At 39.6% G+C, this 20,063-nt stretch carries 23 protein-coding genes and 1 other annotated feature; of the genes, 18 read left to right on the top strand and 5 right to left on the bottom strand.

Translation table 11 applies throughout. The features are described 5' to 3' along the window. The first annotated feature begins 6 nt into the window (after positions 1-6). Positions 7-1,230 (top strand): S-methyl-5-thioribose kinase, encoded by a 1,224-nt coding sequence (gene mtnK / locus LS684_RS18090; RefSeq protein WP_233808094.1) that lies wholly within the window; start codon positions 7-9, stop codon positions 1,228-1,230. 12 nt (positions 1,231-1,242) lie between these two features. Next, positions 1,243-2,313 carry an S-methyl-5-thioribose-1-phosphate isomerase gene (gene mtnA, locus LS684_RS18085; protein WP_233808093.1) on the top strand — a complete coding sequence of 357 codons (1,071 nt, stop codon included), beginning with the start codon at positions 1,243-1,245 and terminating at the stop codon, positions 2,311-2,313. A gap of 113 nt (positions 2,314-2,426) precedes the next feature. Here the strand turns inward: mtnA and LS684_RS18080 are convergent, their stop codons facing one another. Further along, entirely contained in the window at positions 2,427-3,251 is an 825-nt protein-coding gene (locus tag LS684_RS18080) for a DeoR/GlpR family DNA-binding transcription regulator (protein ID WP_233808091.1), read from the bottom strand. Between the two features lie 268 nt (positions 3,252-3,519). Between LS684_RS18080 and LS684_RS18075 the strand changes: the two genes are divergently transcribed. From LS684_RS18075 to LS684_RS18010, 14 genes are all read left to right on the top strand, one after another. Then, positions 3,520-4,329: a class II aldolase/adducin family protein gene (locus LS684_RS18075; protein ID WP_233808086.1), complete on the top strand. Its 810-nt coding sequence runs from the start codon at positions 3,520-3,522 to the stop codon at positions 4,327-4,329. A gap of 178 nt (positions 4,330-4,507) precedes the next feature. Beyond that, positions 4,508-6,055: an aldehyde dehydrogenase family protein gene (locus LS684_RS18070; RefSeq protein ID WP_233808084.1), complete on the top strand. Its 1,548-nt coding sequence runs from the start codon at positions 4,508-4,510 to the stop codon at positions 6,053-6,055. 9 nt (positions 6,056-6,064) lie between these two features. After that, a complete protein-coding gene (locus LS684_RS18065) occupies positions 6,065-6,385 on the top strand; it encodes a BMC domain-containing protein (protein WP_233808081.1) in 321 nt (106 codons plus the stop codon). A gap of 28 nt (positions 6,386-6,413) precedes the next feature. Continuing rightward, a complete protein-coding gene (locus LS684_RS18060) occupies positions 6,414-6,707 on the top strand; it encodes a BMC domain-containing protein (RefSeq protein ID WP_233808080.1) in 294 nt (97 codons plus the stop codon). After that, positions 6,704-7,135: a BMC domain-containing protein gene (locus LS684_RS18055; protein ID WP_233808079.1), complete on the top strand. Its 432-nt coding sequence runs from the start codon at positions 6,704-6,706 to the stop codon at positions 7,133-7,135. Before LS684_RS18060 ends, LS684_RS18055 begins: the two co-directional genes overlap by 4 nt. Further along, complete coding sequence (locus LS684_RS18050) at positions 7,128-7,403, top strand: BMC domain-containing protein (RefSeq protein ID WP_233808078.1); 276 nt, start codon at positions 7,128-7,130, stop codon at positions 7,401-7,403. The genes LS684_RS18055 and LS684_RS18050 overlap by 8 nt, the downstream gene beginning before the upstream one ends. 185 nt (positions 7,404-7,588) lie before the next feature. Next, positions 7,589-7,864, top strand: a complete 276-nt coding sequence (locus LS684_RS18045) for a BMC domain-containing protein (protein ID WP_233808077.1) — start codon at positions 7,589-7,591, stop codon at positions 7,862-7,864. A gap of 13 nt (positions 7,865-7,877) precedes the next feature. Continuing rightward, positions 7,878-8,546, top strand: coding sequence for a phosphate propanoyltransferase (locus tag LS684_RS18040; RefSeq protein ID WP_233808076.1), 669 nt, complete (start codon positions 7,878-7,880; stop codon positions 8,544-8,546). Positions 8,547-8,561: 15 nt separating this feature from the next. After that, on the top strand, positions 8,562-8,822 hold the full coding sequence (locus tag LS684_RS18035) for a EutN/CcmL family microcompartment protein (protein WP_233808075.1): 261 nt from the start codon (positions 8,562-8,564) through the stop codon (positions 8,820-8,822). Positions 8,823-8,837: 15 nt separating this feature from the next. After that, positions 8,838-10,007, top strand: coding sequence for an extracellular solute-binding protein (locus tag LS684_RS18030; RefSeq protein ID WP_233808073.1), 1,170 nt, complete (start codon positions 8,838-8,840; stop codon positions 10,005-10,007). After that, positions 10,004-11,335, top strand: a complete 1,332-nt coding sequence (locus LS684_RS18025) for a CoA-disulfide reductase (RefSeq protein ID WP_233808071.1) — start codon at positions 10,004-10,006, stop codon at positions 11,333-11,335. The genes LS684_RS18030 and LS684_RS18025 overlap by 4 nt, the downstream gene beginning before the upstream one ends. A gap of 54 nt (positions 11,336-11,389) precedes the next feature. Next, entirely contained in the window at positions 11,390-12,223 is an 834-nt protein-coding gene (locus tag LS684_RS18020) for a CoA transferase subunit A (protein WP_233808069.1), read from the top strand. After that, positions 12,220-12,939: a CoA-transferase subunit beta gene (locus LS684_RS18015; protein WP_233808068.1), complete on the top strand. Its 720-nt coding sequence runs from the start codon at positions 12,220-12,222 to the stop codon at positions 12,937-12,939. Before LS684_RS18020 ends, LS684_RS18015 begins: the two co-directional genes overlap by 4 nt. A gap of 95 nt (positions 12,940-13,034) precedes the next feature. Further along, complete coding sequence (locus tag LS684_RS18010; protein ID WP_233808067.1) at positions 13,035-13,862, top strand: methyl-accepting chemotaxis protein; 828 nt, start codon at positions 13,035-13,037, stop codon at positions 13,860-13,862. Positions 13,863-13,911: 49 nt separating this feature from the next. Here the strand turns inward: LS684_RS18010 and LS684_RS18005 are convergent, their stop codons facing one another. From LS684_RS18005 to LS684_RS17990, 4 genes are all read right to left on the bottom strand, one after another. Then, on the bottom strand, positions 13,912-14,553 hold the full coding sequence (locus LS684_RS18005) for a peroxiredoxin-like family protein (RefSeq protein WP_233808066.1): 642 nt from the start codon (positions 14,551-14,553) through the stop codon (positions 13,912-13,914). Between the two features lie 203 nt (positions 14,554-14,756). Further along, positions 14,757-15,284 carry a DM13 domain-containing protein gene (locus LS684_RS18000; RefSeq protein ID WP_233808065.1) on the bottom strand — a complete coding sequence of 176 codons (528 nt, stop codon included), beginning with the start codon at positions 15,282-15,284 and terminating at the stop codon, positions 14,757-14,759. Between the two features lie 156 nt (positions 15,285-15,440). After that, positions 15,441-17,183, bottom strand: coding sequence for an aromatic amino acid hydroxylase (locus LS684_RS17995; RefSeq protein WP_233808064.1), 1,743 nt, complete (start codon positions 17,181-17,183; stop codon positions 15,441-15,443). 190 nt (positions 17,184-17,373) lie between these two features. Beyond that, positions 17,374-17,587: a binding site (T-box leader), on the bottom strand. Positions 17,588-17,659: 72 nt separating this feature from the next. Then, positions 17,660-18,394, bottom strand: coding sequence for a MerR family transcriptional regulator (locus LS684_RS17990; protein WP_233808063.1), 735 nt, complete (start codon positions 18,392-18,394; stop codon positions 17,660-17,662). A gap of 144 nt (positions 18,395-18,538) precedes the next feature. Between LS684_RS17990 and LS684_RS17985 the strand changes: the two genes are divergently transcribed. Beyond that, complete coding sequence (locus tag LS684_RS17985; protein ID WP_233808062.1) at positions 18,539-19,153, top strand: methyltransferase domain-containing protein; 615 nt, start codon at positions 18,539-18,541, stop codon at positions 19,151-19,153. Further along, positions 19,146-20,063: an NAD(P)/FAD-dependent oxidoreductase gene (locus LS684_RS17980; protein WP_233808060.1), complete on the top strand. Its 918-nt coding sequence runs from the start codon at positions 19,146-19,148 to the stop codon at positions 20,061-20,063. The genes LS684_RS17985 and LS684_RS17980 overlap by 8 nt, the downstream gene beginning before the upstream one ends.

Genomic DNA, 20,063 nt, shown 5'->3' with positions numbered 1-20,063 from the left:
GTTGGAATGAGAGATTTTACAGTAGAGTATTTCAGAATGAATGAAGAAGATGCCATTGCTTACGCTAAAACGATGCTGGATGTTTTTAACGCTAAGGCTGAATTGACTTGTAAAGAAATTGGTGATGGAAACTTAAACTACGTTTTCCGAGTAATAGATGAGAAAACGGGCCAATCCATAATTGTAAAACAGGCAGGACCAGTTGCGAGGATTTCTGACGAATTTAAACTCTCTCCAGATCGTAACCGAATTGAAAGTGAAATTTTGGCGATGCAATTTGAATTAGCTCCAGGGTTTGTACCTAAGGTGTATAAATATGATCCAGTGATGAATTGCTGTGTAATGGAGGATCTATCGGATCATGTCATTATGAGGACAGCTCTTATGCAGCATCAAAAATTCCCATTGTTCGCAGACCATATTACCACATTCTTGGTAAATACTTTGTTGTTAACATCAGATGTTGTATTAGAGCATAAGGAAAAGAAAGAACTGGTTAAACGCTTCACGAATCCAGAGCTTTGTGAAATTACTGAGGATTTAGTCTATACTGAGCCATTCTTTGATTGTGACAGAAATGATATGACACCTGCCACTAGAGCTTTTGTAGAAGAGCATATTTGGCAAGATGAAGCTTTAAAGCTTGAAACGGCAAAGTTAAAGTTCGAATTTATGACAAAAGCACAATCCCTTTTACATGGTGATTTGCATACAGGTTCAATTTTTATTAAAGAAGATTCGACGAAAGTCATCGATCCAGAATTTGCCTTCTACGGACCTGCTGGATATGACATTGGAAATGTAATTGCAAATTTAACGTTTGCTTATGTTAGTGCACAATATACCATTGAACATAACGAGGAACGTGAAGCGTATTTAACATACTTAGAAGAAACGATTCGCGATGTAGTAGATTTGTTCAAAGAGAAATTCAATCTCACATTTGATCAGCAAGCGTTAGAAGCAGTTGCTCGTTATAATGGATTTAAGGCGTTTTATTTAGATGGAATTTTACAAGATACATCTGCTGTTACTGGCTTAGAGCTTTGCAGACGTATCATTGGAATTGCCCATGTCAAGGACATTACATCCATTGAGGACGAAGCTAAACGATCAGCTGCTGAAAAGGTAGTATTAAACATTGGGAAGAAGTTCATTTTAGAAAGAGCTACGATGAAAAATGGTTCCGATTATGTAAGAACGCTTCAAGAGTGCTTACAATTGGTATAAGGAGTGTTGGAGATGGAAAACTTAGTGCAGGTCATTCAATCAGTGAAGCTTGATGATGAGAACGATAGGTTAATTCTGTTGGATCAGACGTTATTGCCAAATCAAAAGGTATTCCTTGAACTAAAAGAAATGAAGGATGTATGGGATGCAATTTATCATTTAAGAGTAAGGGGAGCTCCTGCAATTGGAATCGCGGCAGCATACGGTGCTTATTTAGGGACGAAGCAATCAGGTGCAGAGAGCTATGAAGAGCTATATGAAGATTTCCAAAAGGTTAAGGAATATTTAGCATCCTCCCGTCCAACGGCTGTGAACTTATTCTGGGCTTTAGACCGTATGGAAAAACGATTTAAGAAAGAAGAAGGAAAATCGGTTGCTGAGGTTAAGCTTGCTCTGAGAGATGAAGCAGAAACGATTCGTGAAGAAGATGCAAAGGTTTGTGAGTCGATCGGTGAGCATGCCCTTGAGCTCCTTAAGCCGGGTATGGGAATTTTAACGCATTGTAATGCGGGAACGATTGCAACAGCTAAGTATGGGACAGCTTTAGCACCTATTTATTTAGGACAAGAGCGGGGATATGACTTTAAAGTATTCGCTGACGAAACTCGTCCATTGTTACAAGGTGCCCGTCTAACCGCTTGGGAATTGAAGGAAGCTGGTGTTGATGTCACGTTGATTTGTGACAATATGGCTTCGATCGTTATGAAAGAAGGAAAGATTCAAGCGGTGCTAGTTGGATGTGACCGCGTAGCAGCGAACGGAGATACGGCGAACAAAATTGGAACGTCTGGTGTAGCGATATTGGCGAAGCACTATAACATTCCAGTCTATGTTTGTGCACCCCTATCAACAGTAGACTTAGAGTGTAAAACAGGTGACGACATTCACATTGAATTAAGACCATCAGAAGAAATTACTTCTAAATGGTACAGTGAGCCAATGGCTCCTGAGGACGTGAAAACATACAACCCGGCATTTGACGTGACGGATCATCAATTCATAACAGGGATTGTAACGGAAAATGGCGTAGCATATGCGCCATTCACAGAAAGTCTTCCAAAAATGTTTAAGCAAGATAAATAAGAATACAAAAAGGGATTCGATATCAGATCGAATCCCTTTTTGTATAAAGATCTTTTCGTGTGTGTTGCTTTTTTTTATGAAGCAAACAGAGAGGATGCCCAAGCATACCTTGCTTATTCGCACTCAATCACCTTTACATCCTTTTCCTGTAGAAACGCATGCCATTCTTTTGAAAGGGTGTTATCAACGACAACAGTTTCTACCTTTTCAAATCCACAAATGCTAACAAAGGATGTTTTATCAAACTTGGTGTAATCAGCTACTAAAAAGACATGGTTAGCATGGTCAGAAGCAATTTGGCGAATAGCTGCTTGCTGTTCGTTGGAGTCTGTAATTCCATGCTGCATACTAACCGAGCGACAGGAAATGAAAGCGGAATCAAAAAAGTACTTTCTTAAATTATCCTCTGCGGTTTTACCTAGATTAGAGAGGGAAGAATTCGAGAGAGTGCCGCCAATCATAATTAAACGAATGTTCGGGTTGTCCATTAAGGTTGTAATCACTTTTATGGAATTCGTGACAACAGTTAGTTTATAATCCTTCAGCATACTTGCAATTACTAGAGAAGTTGTTGATGCATCTAGGAAGATCGAATCTCCGCTCTTAATAAATGGTAGACACCTTGCGGCAATTTTCTTTTTTCCTTCTACATGTATGTGCTCGCGAATGCTGACATCCACATCACTTTGGACGCCGTCCGAAACATAGGCGCCACCGTAAGTGCGGTTTAGAACTCCTTCATCTTCTAATTGTTTTAGATCGCGACGAATGGTTTCCTCAGTCACTTTAAAAAGAGAAGTTAACTCAGCTACAGTAATACTTTTCTTTTCGATAATCAGTTCTTTTATTTTGTTTTTTCTGGCAATTGGTAGCATATTTAATCCCTCTAATAATTTATTAATAGCAATTGAAACGGCTGTGTACAAGCTTTGTTTCAAGCTAATCATATCATATGGGTTTTGGTTTTGAAATTATTTTAAAGCAAATAAGAGGAAATAGTTAGGTAAATCAGCTATTTTTTTCAATATCTTTTGGTTTCTTGTGAGTTTTTGTGACAAAAACAACAAAAAACACAAATAAAACAAAATAAAGTTTGACAAAACAGGGTAAAAATAAGAAAATTACAGTATAAACAAGCGAGATTGGATGAAGCATCAGATTGACATAAATGAATGAATGGACTTCCAAGTAAAGGAGTAGTTGAAAGTGATTGAGAAAACAAAATATTTATCAGATTTTGAAGCAAAAAAACTAATTTGTGAGATTGGTAGAAGAATATATAACAAAAACTTTGTAGCAGCAAATGATGGCAACATATCGGTAAAGTGTGGTCCTAACACAATTTGGACAACGCCAACTGGTGTCAGCAAAGGGTTTATGACACCAGATATGATGGTGAAAATGGACTTAGGTGGTAAAGTCATCTCAGGAAAGATGAAACCATCTTCTGAAGTGAAAATGCACTTGCGCGTATATAACGAAAACCCTGAGGTAAATGCGGTTGTACATGCTCATCCACCGGTAGCGACGTCCTTTGCTATTGCGGGAATTAATCTAGAAAAACCGATTTCACCAGAAGCAGTCGTTCTATTGGGGACTGTTCCGGTAGCGCCTTATGCAACTCCGGGAACACAAGAAGTACCAGATTCCATTGCACCGTATTGTAAGGACCATAATGCTGTATTACTAGCAAATCATGGGGCACTAACGTGGGGAAGAGATTTGATAGAGGCGTATTACCGTATGGAATCATTAGAGCATTACGCACTAATGCATATGTATTCTAATAATATTATCAACAAGGCGAACGAACTAAGCTGTACTCAAATTGATGACCTGATTCAAATTAGACAGAAGCTAGGGATCAACACAGGTGGAGTTCCAAGTTGTACACCTGAACAAAGCTCTCCAATTAAACAAACTAGTCAAATGGCTGAGGAGCCAAATAAAAACGAGCTAATTGAGGCAGTAGTACGTAAAGTTACTGAAAGTGTGTTAAAACAGCTACAAAGCTAACAAATATATACTCTAGTATTTATCAGTGAATGACTTATGAAATGGCAAGCAGCAGATAGGTAAATAAACCTCTGATCCTGGGGAGATATCCTATATGAATCTCCCTAGTCAGCTTTGGTTTAGTAGACACATGCTTTTGCTGGTTTCTGTTTCAAATTGTAAATGAGAGGGAGGAGTAATGATGAGTATGAATGTAAGTGAAAAGGATATTCAAAACATCATTCAATCTGTACTTCAAAATATTGAGACAGTTATGGGGAAGGATTCTTCAACACAAAATCAAACCATAGCCCCCATAAAAATGAAAACGATTACGCCGGATGCAACGGGAGAGATTCGAGCTGCTTCTACGACTCACACGATAACGAATGGGATATTTGAACGCATGGAGGACGCAATTGATGCGGGCTATCAAGCACAAATAGAATATGTGAAAGATTATCAAGTGAAGGATCGAGAGCGAATAATTTCCTCCATACGAACGGCTATTTTAAATGAAAAAGAAACATTAGCAAAAATGGTTTATGAAGAAACGAAATTAGGAAAATATCAAGATAAAATTGCTAAGCATGAGCTTGTTGCTACCGGGACTCCTGGTACAGAAGACTTAGCAACTGCAGCCTTTTCCGGTGATGATGGATTAACGATTGTTGAACAGGCTCCATTTGGGCTGATAGGGGCGGTTACTCCCGTTACCAATCCAACGGAAACGGTCGTGAATAATAGCATTAGTATGCTAGCTGCGGGGAATGCGGTTGTCTTTAATGTCCACCCATCGAGCAAGCAATCTTGTGAATACGTAATTAAATTAATTAACCAAGCGGTTCAAGCTGTAGGAGGACCAGCAAATCTGGTAAGTATGGTGAAGAATCCTACCCTTGATACGATGAAGGTATTAACAGAAAGCCCTAAAGTAAAAGTATTGGTTGGAACAGGTGGACCAGGACTGGTAAAAGCGCTATTACAATCTGGGAAAAAAGCAATTGGAGCAGGTGCAGGAAATCCTCCTGTTATCGTAGATGAAACAGCTGATCTCGAAAATGCAGCCAAATCCATTATTAACGGGGCTTCCTTTGATAACAATTTGTTATGTATTGCTGAAAAAGAAGTATTTGTTCAAGAATCAGTAGCAAATGACCTTATATTTCATTTATTGAATAACGGAGCATATATGCTGGATCAACAACAATTACAACAGGTAATGAGCTTCGCCCTTGAAGAAAATGAAAAGCAAGTTGCGCAGGGATGTAGCTTAGATAACAAACGAGATTATCATGTTTCTAAGCATTGGGTTGGAAAGGATGCAAAGCTTTTCCTTGAAAAAATAGGAGTAGTAGCTTCATCCGATATTAAACTATTAATATGTGATGTTGAATTTGATCACCCATTCGTCCAGCTCGAACAGATGATGCCTGTTCTTCCAATTGTACGTGTGAAGAATTTAGATGAAGCAATTGATTTGGCCGTTCAAGCGGAGCATGGAAACCGTCATACAGCAGTTATGCATTCAAGGAACGTGGATCACCTAACGAAATTTGCTAGAGCAATAGAAACAACGATATTTGTAAAGAATGCTTCCTCATTAGCTGGTGTTGGATTTGGTGGCGAGGGACATACAACAATGACAATCGCTGGACCTACAGGGGAAGGAATCACGTCTGCTCGTACATTTACGAGACAGAGAAGATGTGTTCTTGCTGAAGGTGGATTTAGAATCATAGGGTAGGTGAGACAAATGAGAAGTGCTATCGGTTTACTAGAAGTACAAGGTTATAGTGTGGCCCTAGCTGCAATGGATCAAGCTTGTAAATCAGCGGATATTCATATTGAAGGAATGGACTGCAACAATCCTTCTGAAGGGGACCGGGCGCCCATTCCCGTCGTCATTCAAGTGAAGTTTACAGGTGGAATCTCTGATGTGCGAATCGCTTTAGATGTTGCAAGAGAAGAAGCTAGTAAATACATCCGTGAACAAGATATTTTAACTCATTTAATCCCTTCAGGTTCAGAGGAATTAATGAAATTGCTTTCAACTGGTAAGGTAAAGGTGAAATAAGTGCTTAAGATCCTAGTAGAGGGTGATCATGTTGTATCAATCATTAGGAATCATTGAGGTAATCGGAATTGCCACCGCTACTTCTTGTATCGATACTATGGTCAAATCCGCTTTTGTTGAAGTAGAGAGCGTCCAAAGAGTTGGTTCGGGTTTCATCGCCATTATGGTTAGAGGAGATCTCGCATCAGTACAAGTAGCAGTAGAACGAGGAGCAGAAGCGGCACAGAGATTAGGGGAGGTCGCGGCTGTAAGTGTCATTCCAAGACCCTATGATGGCTTAGAAGCATTAATAGGGCCTGAGAAAAAAGGTGATCAAAAATGAAACAATATGAAGCAATTGGCGTTATAGAGGCACAATATTTTGCGGTTGCTATGCAGCTTTTAGATGAAATGAGCAAGTCAGCAAATATTGAGTTTATCACAAGTGAAAATTATTTAGGTGGCAGACTTGTAAGTGTCATCATTGGTGGAGGAATTTCAGATGTTTCAGCCGCTATTGAAGTGGCGAAGCAGGTTTGTCAGCAGAAGGAATCAAATCCTTTAAAAATGGCTGTCGTGATCTCCAAACCACATCCTGAAATTTTAAAATATATGATCTCTTCTAAGGAAGAGCAACAAGTGTCAACCGAAGAAGTGCCAAATGAAGCATTAAAAGAAACAACAACAACTGAAGAAGCTGGAACAGAAATCAGTAACGAAGAAGTACAACCAAAACCGAGAAGAAATGTGAGGAGGAAGAACAATGAATGAATCTTTAGGTGTAATTGAAACAAGAGGGCTAACAGCAGCAATAGAGGCAGCAGATGCCATGTTAAAGGCAGCGAATGTAGAAATCGTTGGTAGTGAGAAAATTGGATCTGGGTTAGTTTCTGTCATTATTAAAGGAGATGTTGGAGCGGTAAAAGCTGCAACAGAAGTAGGAGCAGAAGCGGCACAGCGTGTAGGTGAGCTAGTAGCTGTTCATGTGATTCCAAGACCACATGGAGATGTAACTAAATTAATTCCTAACTTATCATAATGATCTTTGTCATACAGTTCGTGCTTTAGAAGAGAGTAGATTGGAGAGGAAGATAGGAAATTTCAAAGGAAATAGAGGAAGAAACATGATTACACAAGAGCGAAATTCAAACACCCCTTTGTCCTGAGAAATAGAGCATCAACTTCCACGGTTAACAAAACATAATAATAAGGAGGAAGTTTACAATGAGTGGATCTTTAGGAGTAATCGAAACAAGAGGTTTAACAGCAGCAATAGAGGCAGCAGATGCTATGTTAAAGGCAGCAAATGTAGAAATCGTTGGCAGTGAGAAAATTGGATCAGGATTAGTGTCAGTCATTGTAAGAGGTGAGATTGGAGCTGTAAAGGCAGCAACTGAGGTTGGAGCAGAAGCGGCACAACGTGTGGGCGAACTAGTAGCTGTTCATGTCATCCCGAGACCACATTCAGATGTTGAAAAATTACTACCTTTCTTAAAGTAAAGTGGTGACTGAGTTGAAATCATTTAACCAAAATGAGCTATTAGCCGAAATTACTAAATCTGTTGTCCATGAGCTTCAAGCTCATGGACTCATCCATTCTCAACAGCCGAAAAGCGATGTGCCTGTAAGTATATCCGCTAGACACGTCCACCTTCAGCGTGAACATATTGATCTATTATTTGGTCACGGCCATCAATTAACGAAATTTAAGGATATTTCACAGCCAGGACAATTTGCGTGTAATGAACAGGTAACGATTATCGGACCGAAAGGAAAGATAGAGAAAGTACGAGTGCTCGCTCCTATTCGTAAGCAAACCCAGGTTGAGATTGCTCGAACAGATGCTAGGAAGCTCGGAATTAATCCGCCTGTGAGAGAATCTGGGAACTTAAACGGGTCTGCGCCAATTACAATCATGGGGCCGAATGGATCAATCGACATAGTTGAGGGATGCATTATCGCAGATCGACACATCCATATGACACCAAATGATGCGAAAGATTATCAAGTGGTTGATAAGCAAAAAGTATCTGTAGTAGTAGAGGGTCCTAAAGGCGGAACGATGGGGCAAGTCACTATACGTGTAAGAGAAAATTATGCTTTAGATATGCACATTGATACAGATGACGCAAATGCGTTTGGTCTAACAGGTAAAGAACAACTAAAAATAGTACGTGAATAATGGAGGCTCAAAATCATGATATTAGGCAAGGTCATCAGCAAAGTAGTGTCTACAAGAAAGTGCGAGGGACTACAGGGGTATAAACTTTTAGTGATTCAGCCTTGTTATGGAGACAAGGAAGCTTACTTTGTCGCAGCAGATGAAATAGGAGCAGGAGAAGGTGAACTCGTCTTAGTATCAATGGGAGCACCTGCTCAATATGCACTAAAGAGAAATGCCCCAGTTGATGCAGTGGTTATAGGTATCATTGATCGTGAACCTACTATTGAACAATAAAACTGGGGGAATAACATGGAAAAGGTGTTAAAAGTCCTAGCTGTGGGAGACCCTGCGGTTTATGCATATACAGATCGACAATTTTCAATTTTACCTACATTTACGACGCTATATGGAACGAAGGTTGAATTTACGATTGTTCCTTGGAATGATTATTACGGGAAGCTGATGGATACATTTGCTGGAAAAGCTTACTACGACATTGTCATGGTAGCAGGGCATCTATGGCTTAAGGATTTTGTCGAGCAGGGGTATTTAGCAGAAGTAAACATTCCTAGTGATTCTGAGTATGACCTTGAGGATATAGTGGATGTAATTAGAGATGAGCTAAAAGTATCTGGAAAACAATACTTATATCCTTCCTTTTGTGATGGTCACTTTTTACTATATCGAAAATCGATTGTTGAGAAATATTATGGAGAGCTCCTACCTGAAGTAATTGATACCGCTACCATAATGAAAGTAGCAGCAATATGTCACGGGAAAGAAGGAATGGATGGAATTGCACTGAAAGCCCATCCAAGCGAAATTTTCTTAGACTTTCTTCCATACTTGCGAAATGAAGGAATCGATGCCTTTGATCCTAAGAGACACGTGCCTACCTTTAATGAACCAAAAGGCAAGGAAGCACTGACTAACTATATAAAAATGAAGCAATTCGCTTCAGCAAATGTAGAAGGCTTTGGCAATAATGAAGTGAGAGAAGCACTTCAAAATAAGGAATGTGTACTAGCTGTTACTTGGGGTGGTCAAGTGGGATTCGTGCTAGATGAAAACTGTATAGACAAGGATGATATTGGGTTTGCTGCTTTAAATAGCGCTTGGAATGTCACTTGGAGCTTCGCGATACATCAGCAATCCGCTCATCATGAGCTAGCAAATGAATTTCTATCGTATATCACCTCGAAGCAAATTGATCGAATGATTGGAAGCTATGCAGGATCGCCCGTGAGAAAGTCAACATATAGCACAGACTCGTCTAAATTTGCTTGGTATAAGACACATTTACAGCTGATCGAACACTATGCAAAGCCCCTTCCGATGATGGAGGCTGCTGGAGATCGAATGGCCCCCTTGTATGAAGAAATCTCCAACGCCTTTTCTGGAAAAAAATCAGTTGAAAGTGCCTTGAATGATGCAGAATCCAAGGTGCTAGAAATCAACAGTAGGAGTAGAGAGCAATGAAGCTAATCGTAATTGGTGGAGTCGCAGCTGGAATGTCTGCTGCCTCTAAATTAAAGCGTATGAATCCCGACTCTGAAGTGGTTGTCTATGAAAAGGGTGGGTTTTTATCTTACGGAGCTTGTGGCCTTCCTTATTATGTATCAGGTGAAAATGATGATTATACAAAAATGATTGCTAGAACAAAGGATCAATTTGAGAAGATGGGTATACAGTCTTTTCTCCATCATGAAGTTGTAAAGGTTGTTCCTGAGAAAAAACAAGTGCTAGTAAGAGACATTGGACAGAATAAACTATTTATAGATACGTACGATCAATTGATGATTTCAACTGGAACATTTCCGATTGTCCCGCCATTTCCAGGTGTTAAGCTTGGCAATATTCACGGATTAAAGACACTTGAAGATGGAATCCATCTAAAGGAAATAGCAAACCAGGATGAAATTCAAGATGTCGTTATTGTTGGTGGTGGCTATATTGGCATTGAAGTGGCTGAAGCCATGCTTCATCTAGGGAAGAGTGTAAGAATTATCGAACTTTCTGAGAGAATCTTAAGAACCTTTGATCAGGAAGTAACGGATATGGCGGAAGAAGAGTTGATTCGTCATGGAGCTTCTCTTAATCTAGGTGAAAAAGTTGAGGAATTCCTCGGTTTTGAAAATGTAGAGGCAGTAAGGACGGATAAGGGGACGTATAAAGCAGACCTGGTTCTCCTATCAATCGGAGTTAAGCCAGCGACTAAATTTCTAGAAGGATCTGGAATTGCGTTAGCTTCAAACGGAGCTGTTATCATTGATCGAGAAATGCGAACAAATATCGAAGGCATTTATTCTGCCGGGGACTGTGCCCAGGTATACCATAAGGTTATGGAAGAAAACACATTTATTCCACTTGGGACAAATGCCAATAAATGCGGACGTATAGCAGGGGCTAATATTGCTGGCAAGCACCAAAAGTATGTCGGCACACTTGGTAGTGCTGCTATTAAGGTATGTGATCTTGAGCTAGGGCGAACAGGGCTGTCTGAATCTGAAGCGAAAGATCTTGCCATTGATTACAGCACAGTCTTCGTTCAAAGCGCGGATCATCCTGGTTATTATCCAAATCAAACGCCCATATGGATTAAGCTAATTTGTGAAAAAAGGTCAAGAAAAATACTTGGAGCACAAGCTATTGGGCCTAAAGGCGTTGTGTTACGAATTGATATATTTGCAGTGGCCATTCATAACCAAATGACAGCGGATGAATTAGGGATGGTTGATTTATGCTACGCACCACCATTTGCTGGAGTGTGGGATGCCGTTCATATCGCAAGCAACGCAGTCAAATAATCGTTTTGATTCATGTGAAAATCTAGTTCTAACATGAGATTGGTGGTTTCGGAAATGAAAAAAATCGTAAATTTAAAAGAAGCTGCTTCTATTGTTCAGAATGGGAGCATGATCAGCTTTGGGGGAAATGTTCTTCATCGAGCACCTATGGCTTTTGTGAGGGAATTAGCGAGGCAAAGAATATCAGGGCTTAAGATTGTGAAAACAGCAGGTGCTCATGATATCGACTTATTGTGTGCGGTAGGTAGTGTCGAATCGGTTGATGCAGGCTTTGTAAGCTATGAAACAAAGTATGGGTTAGCTACTCACTACAGAAAAGCTGTACAATCTGGTGTAGTGAAAGGAAATGAACATGCTTGTTATACTGTAATCTGTGCCTTAAGAGGAGCGACGATGAATGTTCCTTTTATGCCTGTAAAAGGACTTAATGCAGGAGACCTGTTACTGAAGAATGATTATTTTGTTGTGGTGGAGGATCCTTTTAGTGGGGAGCCTATTACCCTAGTAAAATCATTAATGCCCGATGTAGCGGTTATCCATGTACAAGAATGTGATGCAAAGGGAAATGCGAAAATTGCTGGGCCGAAATTTGAGGACATCTTAATTAGTCGCGCAGCCAAAAAAGTTATTTTGACAACTGAACAGATTGTACCAGAGAGTAGAATGAAGCTGTATGCAGATAGCATTGACATTCCAGGCTTTTTAGTAGACAAAATTGTTCAGGTGCCAAAGGGTGCTAGCCCATGTTCATGCTATAAAAAATATGACGTAGATGACCAAAAGCTAACAGAATTTATCCAGGCTAAAACTCAAGCTGAAATAGATGCCTACTTAAAAAGCTATGAGAAATTAGATTATGCTGGAGAAAGGATGGCCATGCGCAGATGAAGGAATATAGAGTAAGTGATATTATGACATGTGCTATAGCAAATCTACTCCAGAATGAAGAAACGGTCTTTCATGGAGTGTCGTCGCACCTCCCTATGGTTGCGATGAATCTTGCTAGACATACGCATGCTCCGGATCTCGTTCATTTGAATATCCCAGGTGGGGTAAACCCATCTAACATTAGTCAAGCGACTTACTCATCTGCAGGATCAGATCTACTTGCAAGTTCAGAAGCTTATTTCCCATTAGAGCAAGTATTTGACCTATCGATGCGTGGGAAGCTGGATGTCGCATTTTTAGGTGGAATTCAGTTCGATGTTCATGGAAATGTGAATGCATCAGTAATTGGGGACTATCACAAGCCGAAAGTTCGACTTCCAGGAGGGGCAGGGAGTGCGGTGCTTATTCCTACTGCGAAAAAGGCAATCATTTGGCGGACGAAGCATGATGTTCGTACATTTGTTGAAAAAGTAGACTTTGTTACAACAAGGGGAAACCTTTGGAAGATTGTCACACCTCTTTGCATTTTTGAATTTCGAAATGGTAGATTAATGTTAGATCGAATTCATCCCACATCTTCATTAGAAGAAGTGAAGGAACATACAGGATTTGAGCTCCAATATGAAGAAATTAAATACACAGAGCTCCCTTCACAAAAGGAATTGGCTACACTTAAAAAAATTGATCCTTTTGATTATCGATCCATTGAATTTTAAAAGTTTTTTTAATAACGTTGGTTGAAAATCAACGCATCAAGGCAAGGATTAACAAAAGTGCATGTAAAATATCTAAATGGTTTATGGAGGCCAATATGAGTGAGATTCATCCAATACTTCAAAGCATTATCGTTTCAGCTCCTTTTATTCAAAAGATGAGAAAGAATGGGTTTATGATTGGGATAACAGATAGAGAAAAAACGTTAAAGTATTTTCCCAATGAGTTGATTAACTTGAAGATTGATGATAATCAGCCTTTACTATCAGATGATCCCATGCTTGAAGTGATGAAGTATGATAAAGGCTTAGAAGTTCGTGTTCCTGCAGACCTTTATGGAATCCCGTTTAAAGCTTTTTATACGGCAATAAAAGATGAAAATAATCAAGTCATCGGTGGTGTGGCACTGGGACAAGAGTTAGAAATTGAAGAGCAGGTGCTCGATATCTCGAATCGTTTAAATGATATTATTCAGGATATTCTTCTTAGAGTCAACACAATCTCAGGAGGTTCAATTGAGCAAGAGTCCATAAGTGACACATTGGAGACTACGATGCTAGAAGCGTCGGAAAAATATGAAAAGACGGATCAAATTTTAAAGTTTATTAAAGGGGTTTCTGAGCAAACGAACCTTCTTTCATTAAACGCCCAAATTGAAGCGGCAAGAGTTGGGGTACAAGGACGAAGCTTTGCTGTTGTGGCAAATGAGGTAAAGAAATTAGGGACCAGCAGTAAAACAGCAGTAGAGGAAATTAATTCAGTATTATCAGAGATTAAGAGCTCGAACGATCAAGTCAAGAAGCTTGTTGAAAAAAATAAGACGATTAGCTCTGAGCAAACACCTGCTGTTCAAGAAATTATGGCATCTATCCAAGAGTTAAGCTTCTCAATATCAACTCTAAAAGAAATAGCAGAAAAGCTATAGCAAAAGCAGCCTTTATTCAATAGGCTGCTTTTACTGTGTGTTGAACGACTTATAGCTTTCGAAGGGCCCGTAAAAGTTCGCTTGGTTCAAGTCGAGTCATATAGTTAGGATTGACGTGACTAAAGCGAATTTCACCAGTTTCGTCAATCATAAATGTAGCTGGAACGGGAAGAATGGAGTTGTCTTTTCCATTATAGCCTTCGAGGTCTAATCCCATCGTTTTATAGGCATGCTTTAAGTAATCAGGTACTTCAAATAAAATATTATATTTAGCAGACACAATCCCTCTTGTATCACTTAATACCTGAAATGCTAAGTCATGCTTCTCTGTTAGTGATAAAGAATGGTCAGGAGTTTGCGGACTAATGGCAAACAACTGAGCACCTAGCTCCTGGATGTCAGGCATAATTTCCTGATAGGCTTTAAGCTGACGATTGCAATAGGGGCACCACGAACCACGATAGAACGTTAATATGACAGGACCTTTTTCAAGCTCTTCATACAGATGGATTGTTTCTCCTAAGTGGTTCACAAGAGTAAAATCCTTTGCTTTAACTCCCTCGGTTAATCCAGTAACTAGCCCTTCCTCTTGAACCTCTTTAATTGACTGTTCCATAGCTTGCATGGCTTCTAAAGGTGTTCCCTTTACTAACTCATTCGAAATTTGATCTAACTCAAATTGAAGGCTCATTTTCGATCTCCTTTAATAGGTAGGATTATTCATGAACTGAAAAAACTAGGCCTATTTGTTCAATATTAAAATAATATTAGTTCATTAAGTTTCATTTGAAAAGAAAAGAGTCTTACAAAACCATATCCTATCAGAATAAAGAATAAAGGAGCCGCAGCTAGATTGCAGAGGTCCTCCAGTTTATACGGCGCTAAACAGGGGGCTTACGCTTTTCGGAAAATAGCTTCTCCGAAGTCCACGTTAAAGGCTCTACACCAGATGACGACTTTCCAGCTTCCTTCATTTAGGTTAATCGAGTCCGGAATGACATAGTTTTGTGAGCCTTCGTTGCCTTTCAGCTTTCCAAGGTTAATGCCTTCCTTTGTGTTTTGTTCATCTTTTACCAAATAGACAAAGAGGTCAGGTCCGTTTGTCGCGGTGAATTCTTCAAATCGGAGCCAATTTTCTTTTTCGATCTGATATATTTGGGCAGTTCCAGATACTTGATGAAGCTCATCAGCCCCTACAAATTGACCTGTTCGAATGATTATTGGGTGAGCCTCGTTAGAAGTGCTGTCTGTTTCTTCCTGATGTTCGTTACGTGCTACCTGCTGCTTTTCATTGTCTTCAGTTGTATTTACAGGCAATTCTTCATTTACGACTGTAGTCGTCCATAATGGAGACAGTAAGTAATACCCAACTCCAACCATCATCAATGAAAGAGCTGATATTAGAATGACCTTCCATCGCATTCGCTTCACCCTCTTAAAAAAATTCATAATCAATGACTTGATATGTTTTATTAATCATATCAAAATTAGGTGGAGAGAAATGTAAGGGTGCTTACATTTCTCAATGGATTCACTCTAGTCAGAAAAAAGGGAACGGATTTTTAGCTACATGTATCCCTAATTGGTCACTGCAGTTCTTTGAACGAGGACCACCTCAAGGCCATTTTGAATTAAGCTTGCCTGTGGACTTATTTCTTTCAAGCTTGTAAGGTGCTTGAATAGTTTCTCTTGGCAATGCGGTTCTTCAAGTGGATTTTTCTCAAGGATCTCCAATAGTTCAAGCTGCAGCAACCATTCTTCAGGGTATTCCTCTAGGGCTTTCTCTACCATTAATTGTAGATGCGCAAGATTTCTAGATCCTTCTTCTCTAAACAGCTGGACCTCACCATAAAGCCTCTCTATTGGAGTAAGTGCTGGCTTAACTGGGTGCTGGTCATCAATCATAAAGCGGCCTTCTTCTCCGTAGAACTGAGCGTGATCAGCTGCTATTGGACGAGCTGAAATTATTTTGCTGCCAACGACAAGATCGTACGTACCCCAATCTGGATGGAATAATATGTTCTCCTCAAATGTTACTAGAGCATCTTTAAATGTCATCACAACAGGTGTTCCTTGATGACATAAAATATCTGATACCAATCCCGAAACTGTTACACCACTTTCAAATGTAAACACAGCCTTCTGATCGATATCAATACCTAGATTCTTTAAACCTTCCATTGTTTGCTCTTCAAGTTTCAAACCTCCTACTAATCTACCAATTGGCGCCCCAAAGCCATCAGGATGTGTCGACGTTCCGTGACCTGGTAATTGTTCATTTTGAATAGAAAGCGCACTTGGACCAGTAGTTTTAAGATATATAGCTTCTCCGTTAGCATCTTTTACAACATCCGTAAATTGTCCAGTGATTTGAATGCCTGAATTGTATTCAACATGGGCAACTTGATTAAATGCTATAGCTTTGTCAATCGCTTCTGTTCCTCCCTTTCGAAAGGCCATTGTTTCACCAAATTGACTTACTTCTTCAATAAGCTGCTCAAAGCTTTCACATACAAAAAGCTGAGTTTGCATTGAAGTGACATCGTAGCTAGTATGGATTGCATCCTTGATGGTGAAAGGGCGCTTCATCACTTCATCTGACAGAGAATGTTTACTCTCACCAACAGACGAAAGTAATCCAGCACCGTAAATTTTCGGTTGATCAAGTTCGCCAATTAGTCCGAATTCTACGGTCCACCAAAAAATACGTGATATTTGTTCTGCTTCAGAAAGACCTGTGACCGCTTCCTGTTTTTTGGATAAATTCACTTTTGCTTCTCGAATGTCCTCATCTGTTGATGCAGGATTTTCCATCACGATCGATAGGTGTCTAGTCGCTTCAAACACCTCATGCTCCTCTTTGGTTGCAAACGCATTTGCACCTATATTCCCAATGAGTTGAACAAATTTTGAATACGTTTCGTCAAATAAGATAGGAGCATGACCAGCTGCTTCATGTAAAATATCAGGAGCCGGTGTATAGAGAATATTCGATTTTTGGCGGATATCTGTGGCAATTGGTAGTATTCCATGAGCTTGGAAATCAAAAAAGGCAGTTCCAGGAATTAATCCATCAACAATTACCGCGCCCCAGCCGATTTTTCCTAATTTCTCGTTCATTTCGCTTACTTTAGGGATACGGTCGATATTTATCCCCGAGGATTTAAGCCCAGTAGTGAAGGCTTCATGAGCAACATCTTCAAGGAAATGATGATTTTGCTTCATCACATAGCGCCACACTGCATGATCAATCGGACTATATGCATCATAATGTTGCTTTGCAACAAAAGGTTTTAAGTGAGCTGGAATAAATTCATTCATATCAAAAATCTCCTTTGATTGTAATTGATAAATGCTTTGCCCAAGGCGTATATCCCATGGGAATCAAGCGCAAGTCTTGTTCCCTTCTTTCAAACACCTTCATGAAATTGAATTGAAGCGTACGAATAGCAGCGAAAAGTATTTTCCAAAGTCCGCATACAATAAAAAAATCCCTGCTGAAAATGAATTCAGCAGGGACGAGTTTACTCGCGGTACCACCCTGATTGTAAGCGCTACGACTTACCACTTCTATTCTTAACGGTTACACCAACCGTCTTATTTCATGAGAGAAATAAGCAGCTCCAGAAACGTAATTCATGAATTTCCTTTGTACTGGTTCACAGCTACACCAGCTCTCTTTAACAGGGAGGAAATCACTACTTCAAATCCTTCAAAGCATTTCGTTATTCACTTGACACTTCATATCTTAAACGCTTTTAAGCGTTAAAGTCAATAGGTAAAGAATATTTCATTAATCAATTTTTGTTTTCATCGACTGCTACATAATAGTCCACATAGTTATATTCATGGTATAAAAGCTGTTTCAAATCATGAACTTCGATGATATCTCCCAAGAGAATTAAGTTTTCCTTTAAGGCATATTTCTGAAGAGCAGCTTGATCCTCCTTATCTGTTAATTGGTGTTTAGGAGAGGTGAAATGAACAAATGTCTGCCCAGGAAAAATATAATCCGCTCGATCCTCCACTTCGATAAAAATGGAATGTGAATGATCTCCACCTTCATGAATATGAGAAATAAAAACTAATTGATCCTGTCGGTTTTCTAAAATAGAAAATTGAGAGGGGGTGCTAATATCCAGCTGCTGAAGTTTGAAGGTTTTCCTGATTGTCTTAAATTCTAAATCTCTACTAGGCTTCATATGGGTAGCAGCCTCTAAAGCTTGCCTTTGATAGGAAAGCTGCTCTATTTCTTGATTGATTTGCTTTATACGATGTTGAATGAAAGCTTTTCTCTTTTGAAAATCCTTCACCAATAACATTTCTTTAATGTCAGTAATACTGAATCCCATGCCTCGATAGATGTGGATCTGAAACAATTGGTAATAATCGTCCTCGCCGAATGAATTGTAATTATTCTCGTCCTTTTGTGTAGGAAGAATCCCCTTCCTTTGCCAGTGGCGAATGGTATCTTTTGAAATGCCAATTCGTTCGCTAAGTTCACCGATTCGATACTTCTTTTTTCTTTTCATATGTTTAAACCCCTAAATTTATTTTGTAAATGAGTTGACTGTGGACTTGGTCCACACTTTACGATCATAGTAAGCGCTGATTTCTAACTAAATAGTATCGAAAAGGAAAGATAAATTCCAATTGAAAAGAGAGGATGAACAGAAATGAATGATGGTCAATCATGGGAGGATTATTATCATAATAATTTAAATCCGTGGACAGAGGCAGATGAAACACTTGTAGAAGCAGTAGAAGGCATCCGAACAGGGAAAGCTCTCGACTTAGGAGCAGGGGAGGGGGGGAATAGCTATTGGCTAGCAGCAAAAGGCTGGAAAGTGACAAGTATCGATCAAGCTCCATCCGCAGTGGCAACGATAAAGAGAATTGCCGATAATCAAGAGCTTTCCATTCAAGCATATGTAGAGGATGTTTTTCGTTATCAATCGGAAGAAAGATATGACCTTATTATCATGTCGTATCTCCATTTCTCAACAGACAAACGTATCGAACTATTCGATAAATATAAGGAGTTATTAAACACTGGTGGACTGTTCATCTATTTGGGATTTTCAAAGGATGAAGCCACGCTTCCAAAATGGGCTAGTCCCGATGAGTTTCCCTCATCTCAAGTGGTTGCGAACCAATTATTATCTAAAGGGTTTCAAATACTTGATCATGCAGATTGTCTAAAGACGATCCCTATCGGACATGAGCAAGGGACCTTTGAGGGGATTACGACAAAAGTGATAGCAAAGAGAGGAGTAGGATTGTATGAATAAAAATCAATTTGAGTGTGTAATTGTGGGCGGAGGTGCAGCTGGATTAAGTGCAGGCCTGATTCTAGGGAGGTCAAAGCGAAAAGTAATGATTATTGATGAAAATAAACCTAGAAATCGAGTGACACATGCCTCTCACGGATTTTTAAGTCGAGATGGAATTGACCCTAGAGAGTTTAAGCGGATTTCTATTGAACAGTTAAAAAAGTATCCGAATGTAATTTACCAAAAAAGTCGAGTAGAGCATGTGGACAAACAGGATGATATGTTTATCCTTACTACGAATGATGGGGAATTATTCCATAGTAAGCGTGTTATTTTTTCAACAGGAATGAAGGAGAAGCTACCGAAGATAAAAGGGTTGAGGGAAGTATATGGAACAAGTGTATTTCCATGTCCTTATTGTGATGGATGGGAACGTAAAGATGAACCTCTTGCGATCATCGGCTCTGGTGAATGGTTAATGCATTACGTCAAGCTAATCTACCATTGGAGTAAAGATGTAATTGTCTTTACAAATGGCCCTGCAAATCTTTCGATGGAGGAAAAAGCGGAATGCCAGGCCCGTCAAATCCAAGTAGTCGAAACGGTCATTTCAGAATTAAAGTCCACGAACGGTAAGCTAGAGGAGATTGTCTTAGAAACTGGCAAAACTTATTTACGAACAAGTGGATTCTTACTGAACACGGGAGAGGTTCAAGCAAGTACCATACCTCAACAAATGGGAATCGTCCAAGATGAGATGGGAGGATATGTAACGAGTGAAATCGGCGAAACCAAAGTCAAAGGTTTATACATTATCGGAGACGCGAAAAACACTTTTTCTGGGGTCATTAAAGCAGCAAGTGAAGGGTATGAGATTGGGGCAAAGATTAATGGTGAAATGGTAGAGGAGGACTGGAAGAGTAACTAA

It is taken from the genome of Cytobacillus spongiae (assembly GCF_021390075.1).
Note: the sequence above shows the minus strand (reverse complement) of the source record. Positions and strands in the feature narration are given on the sequence as shown.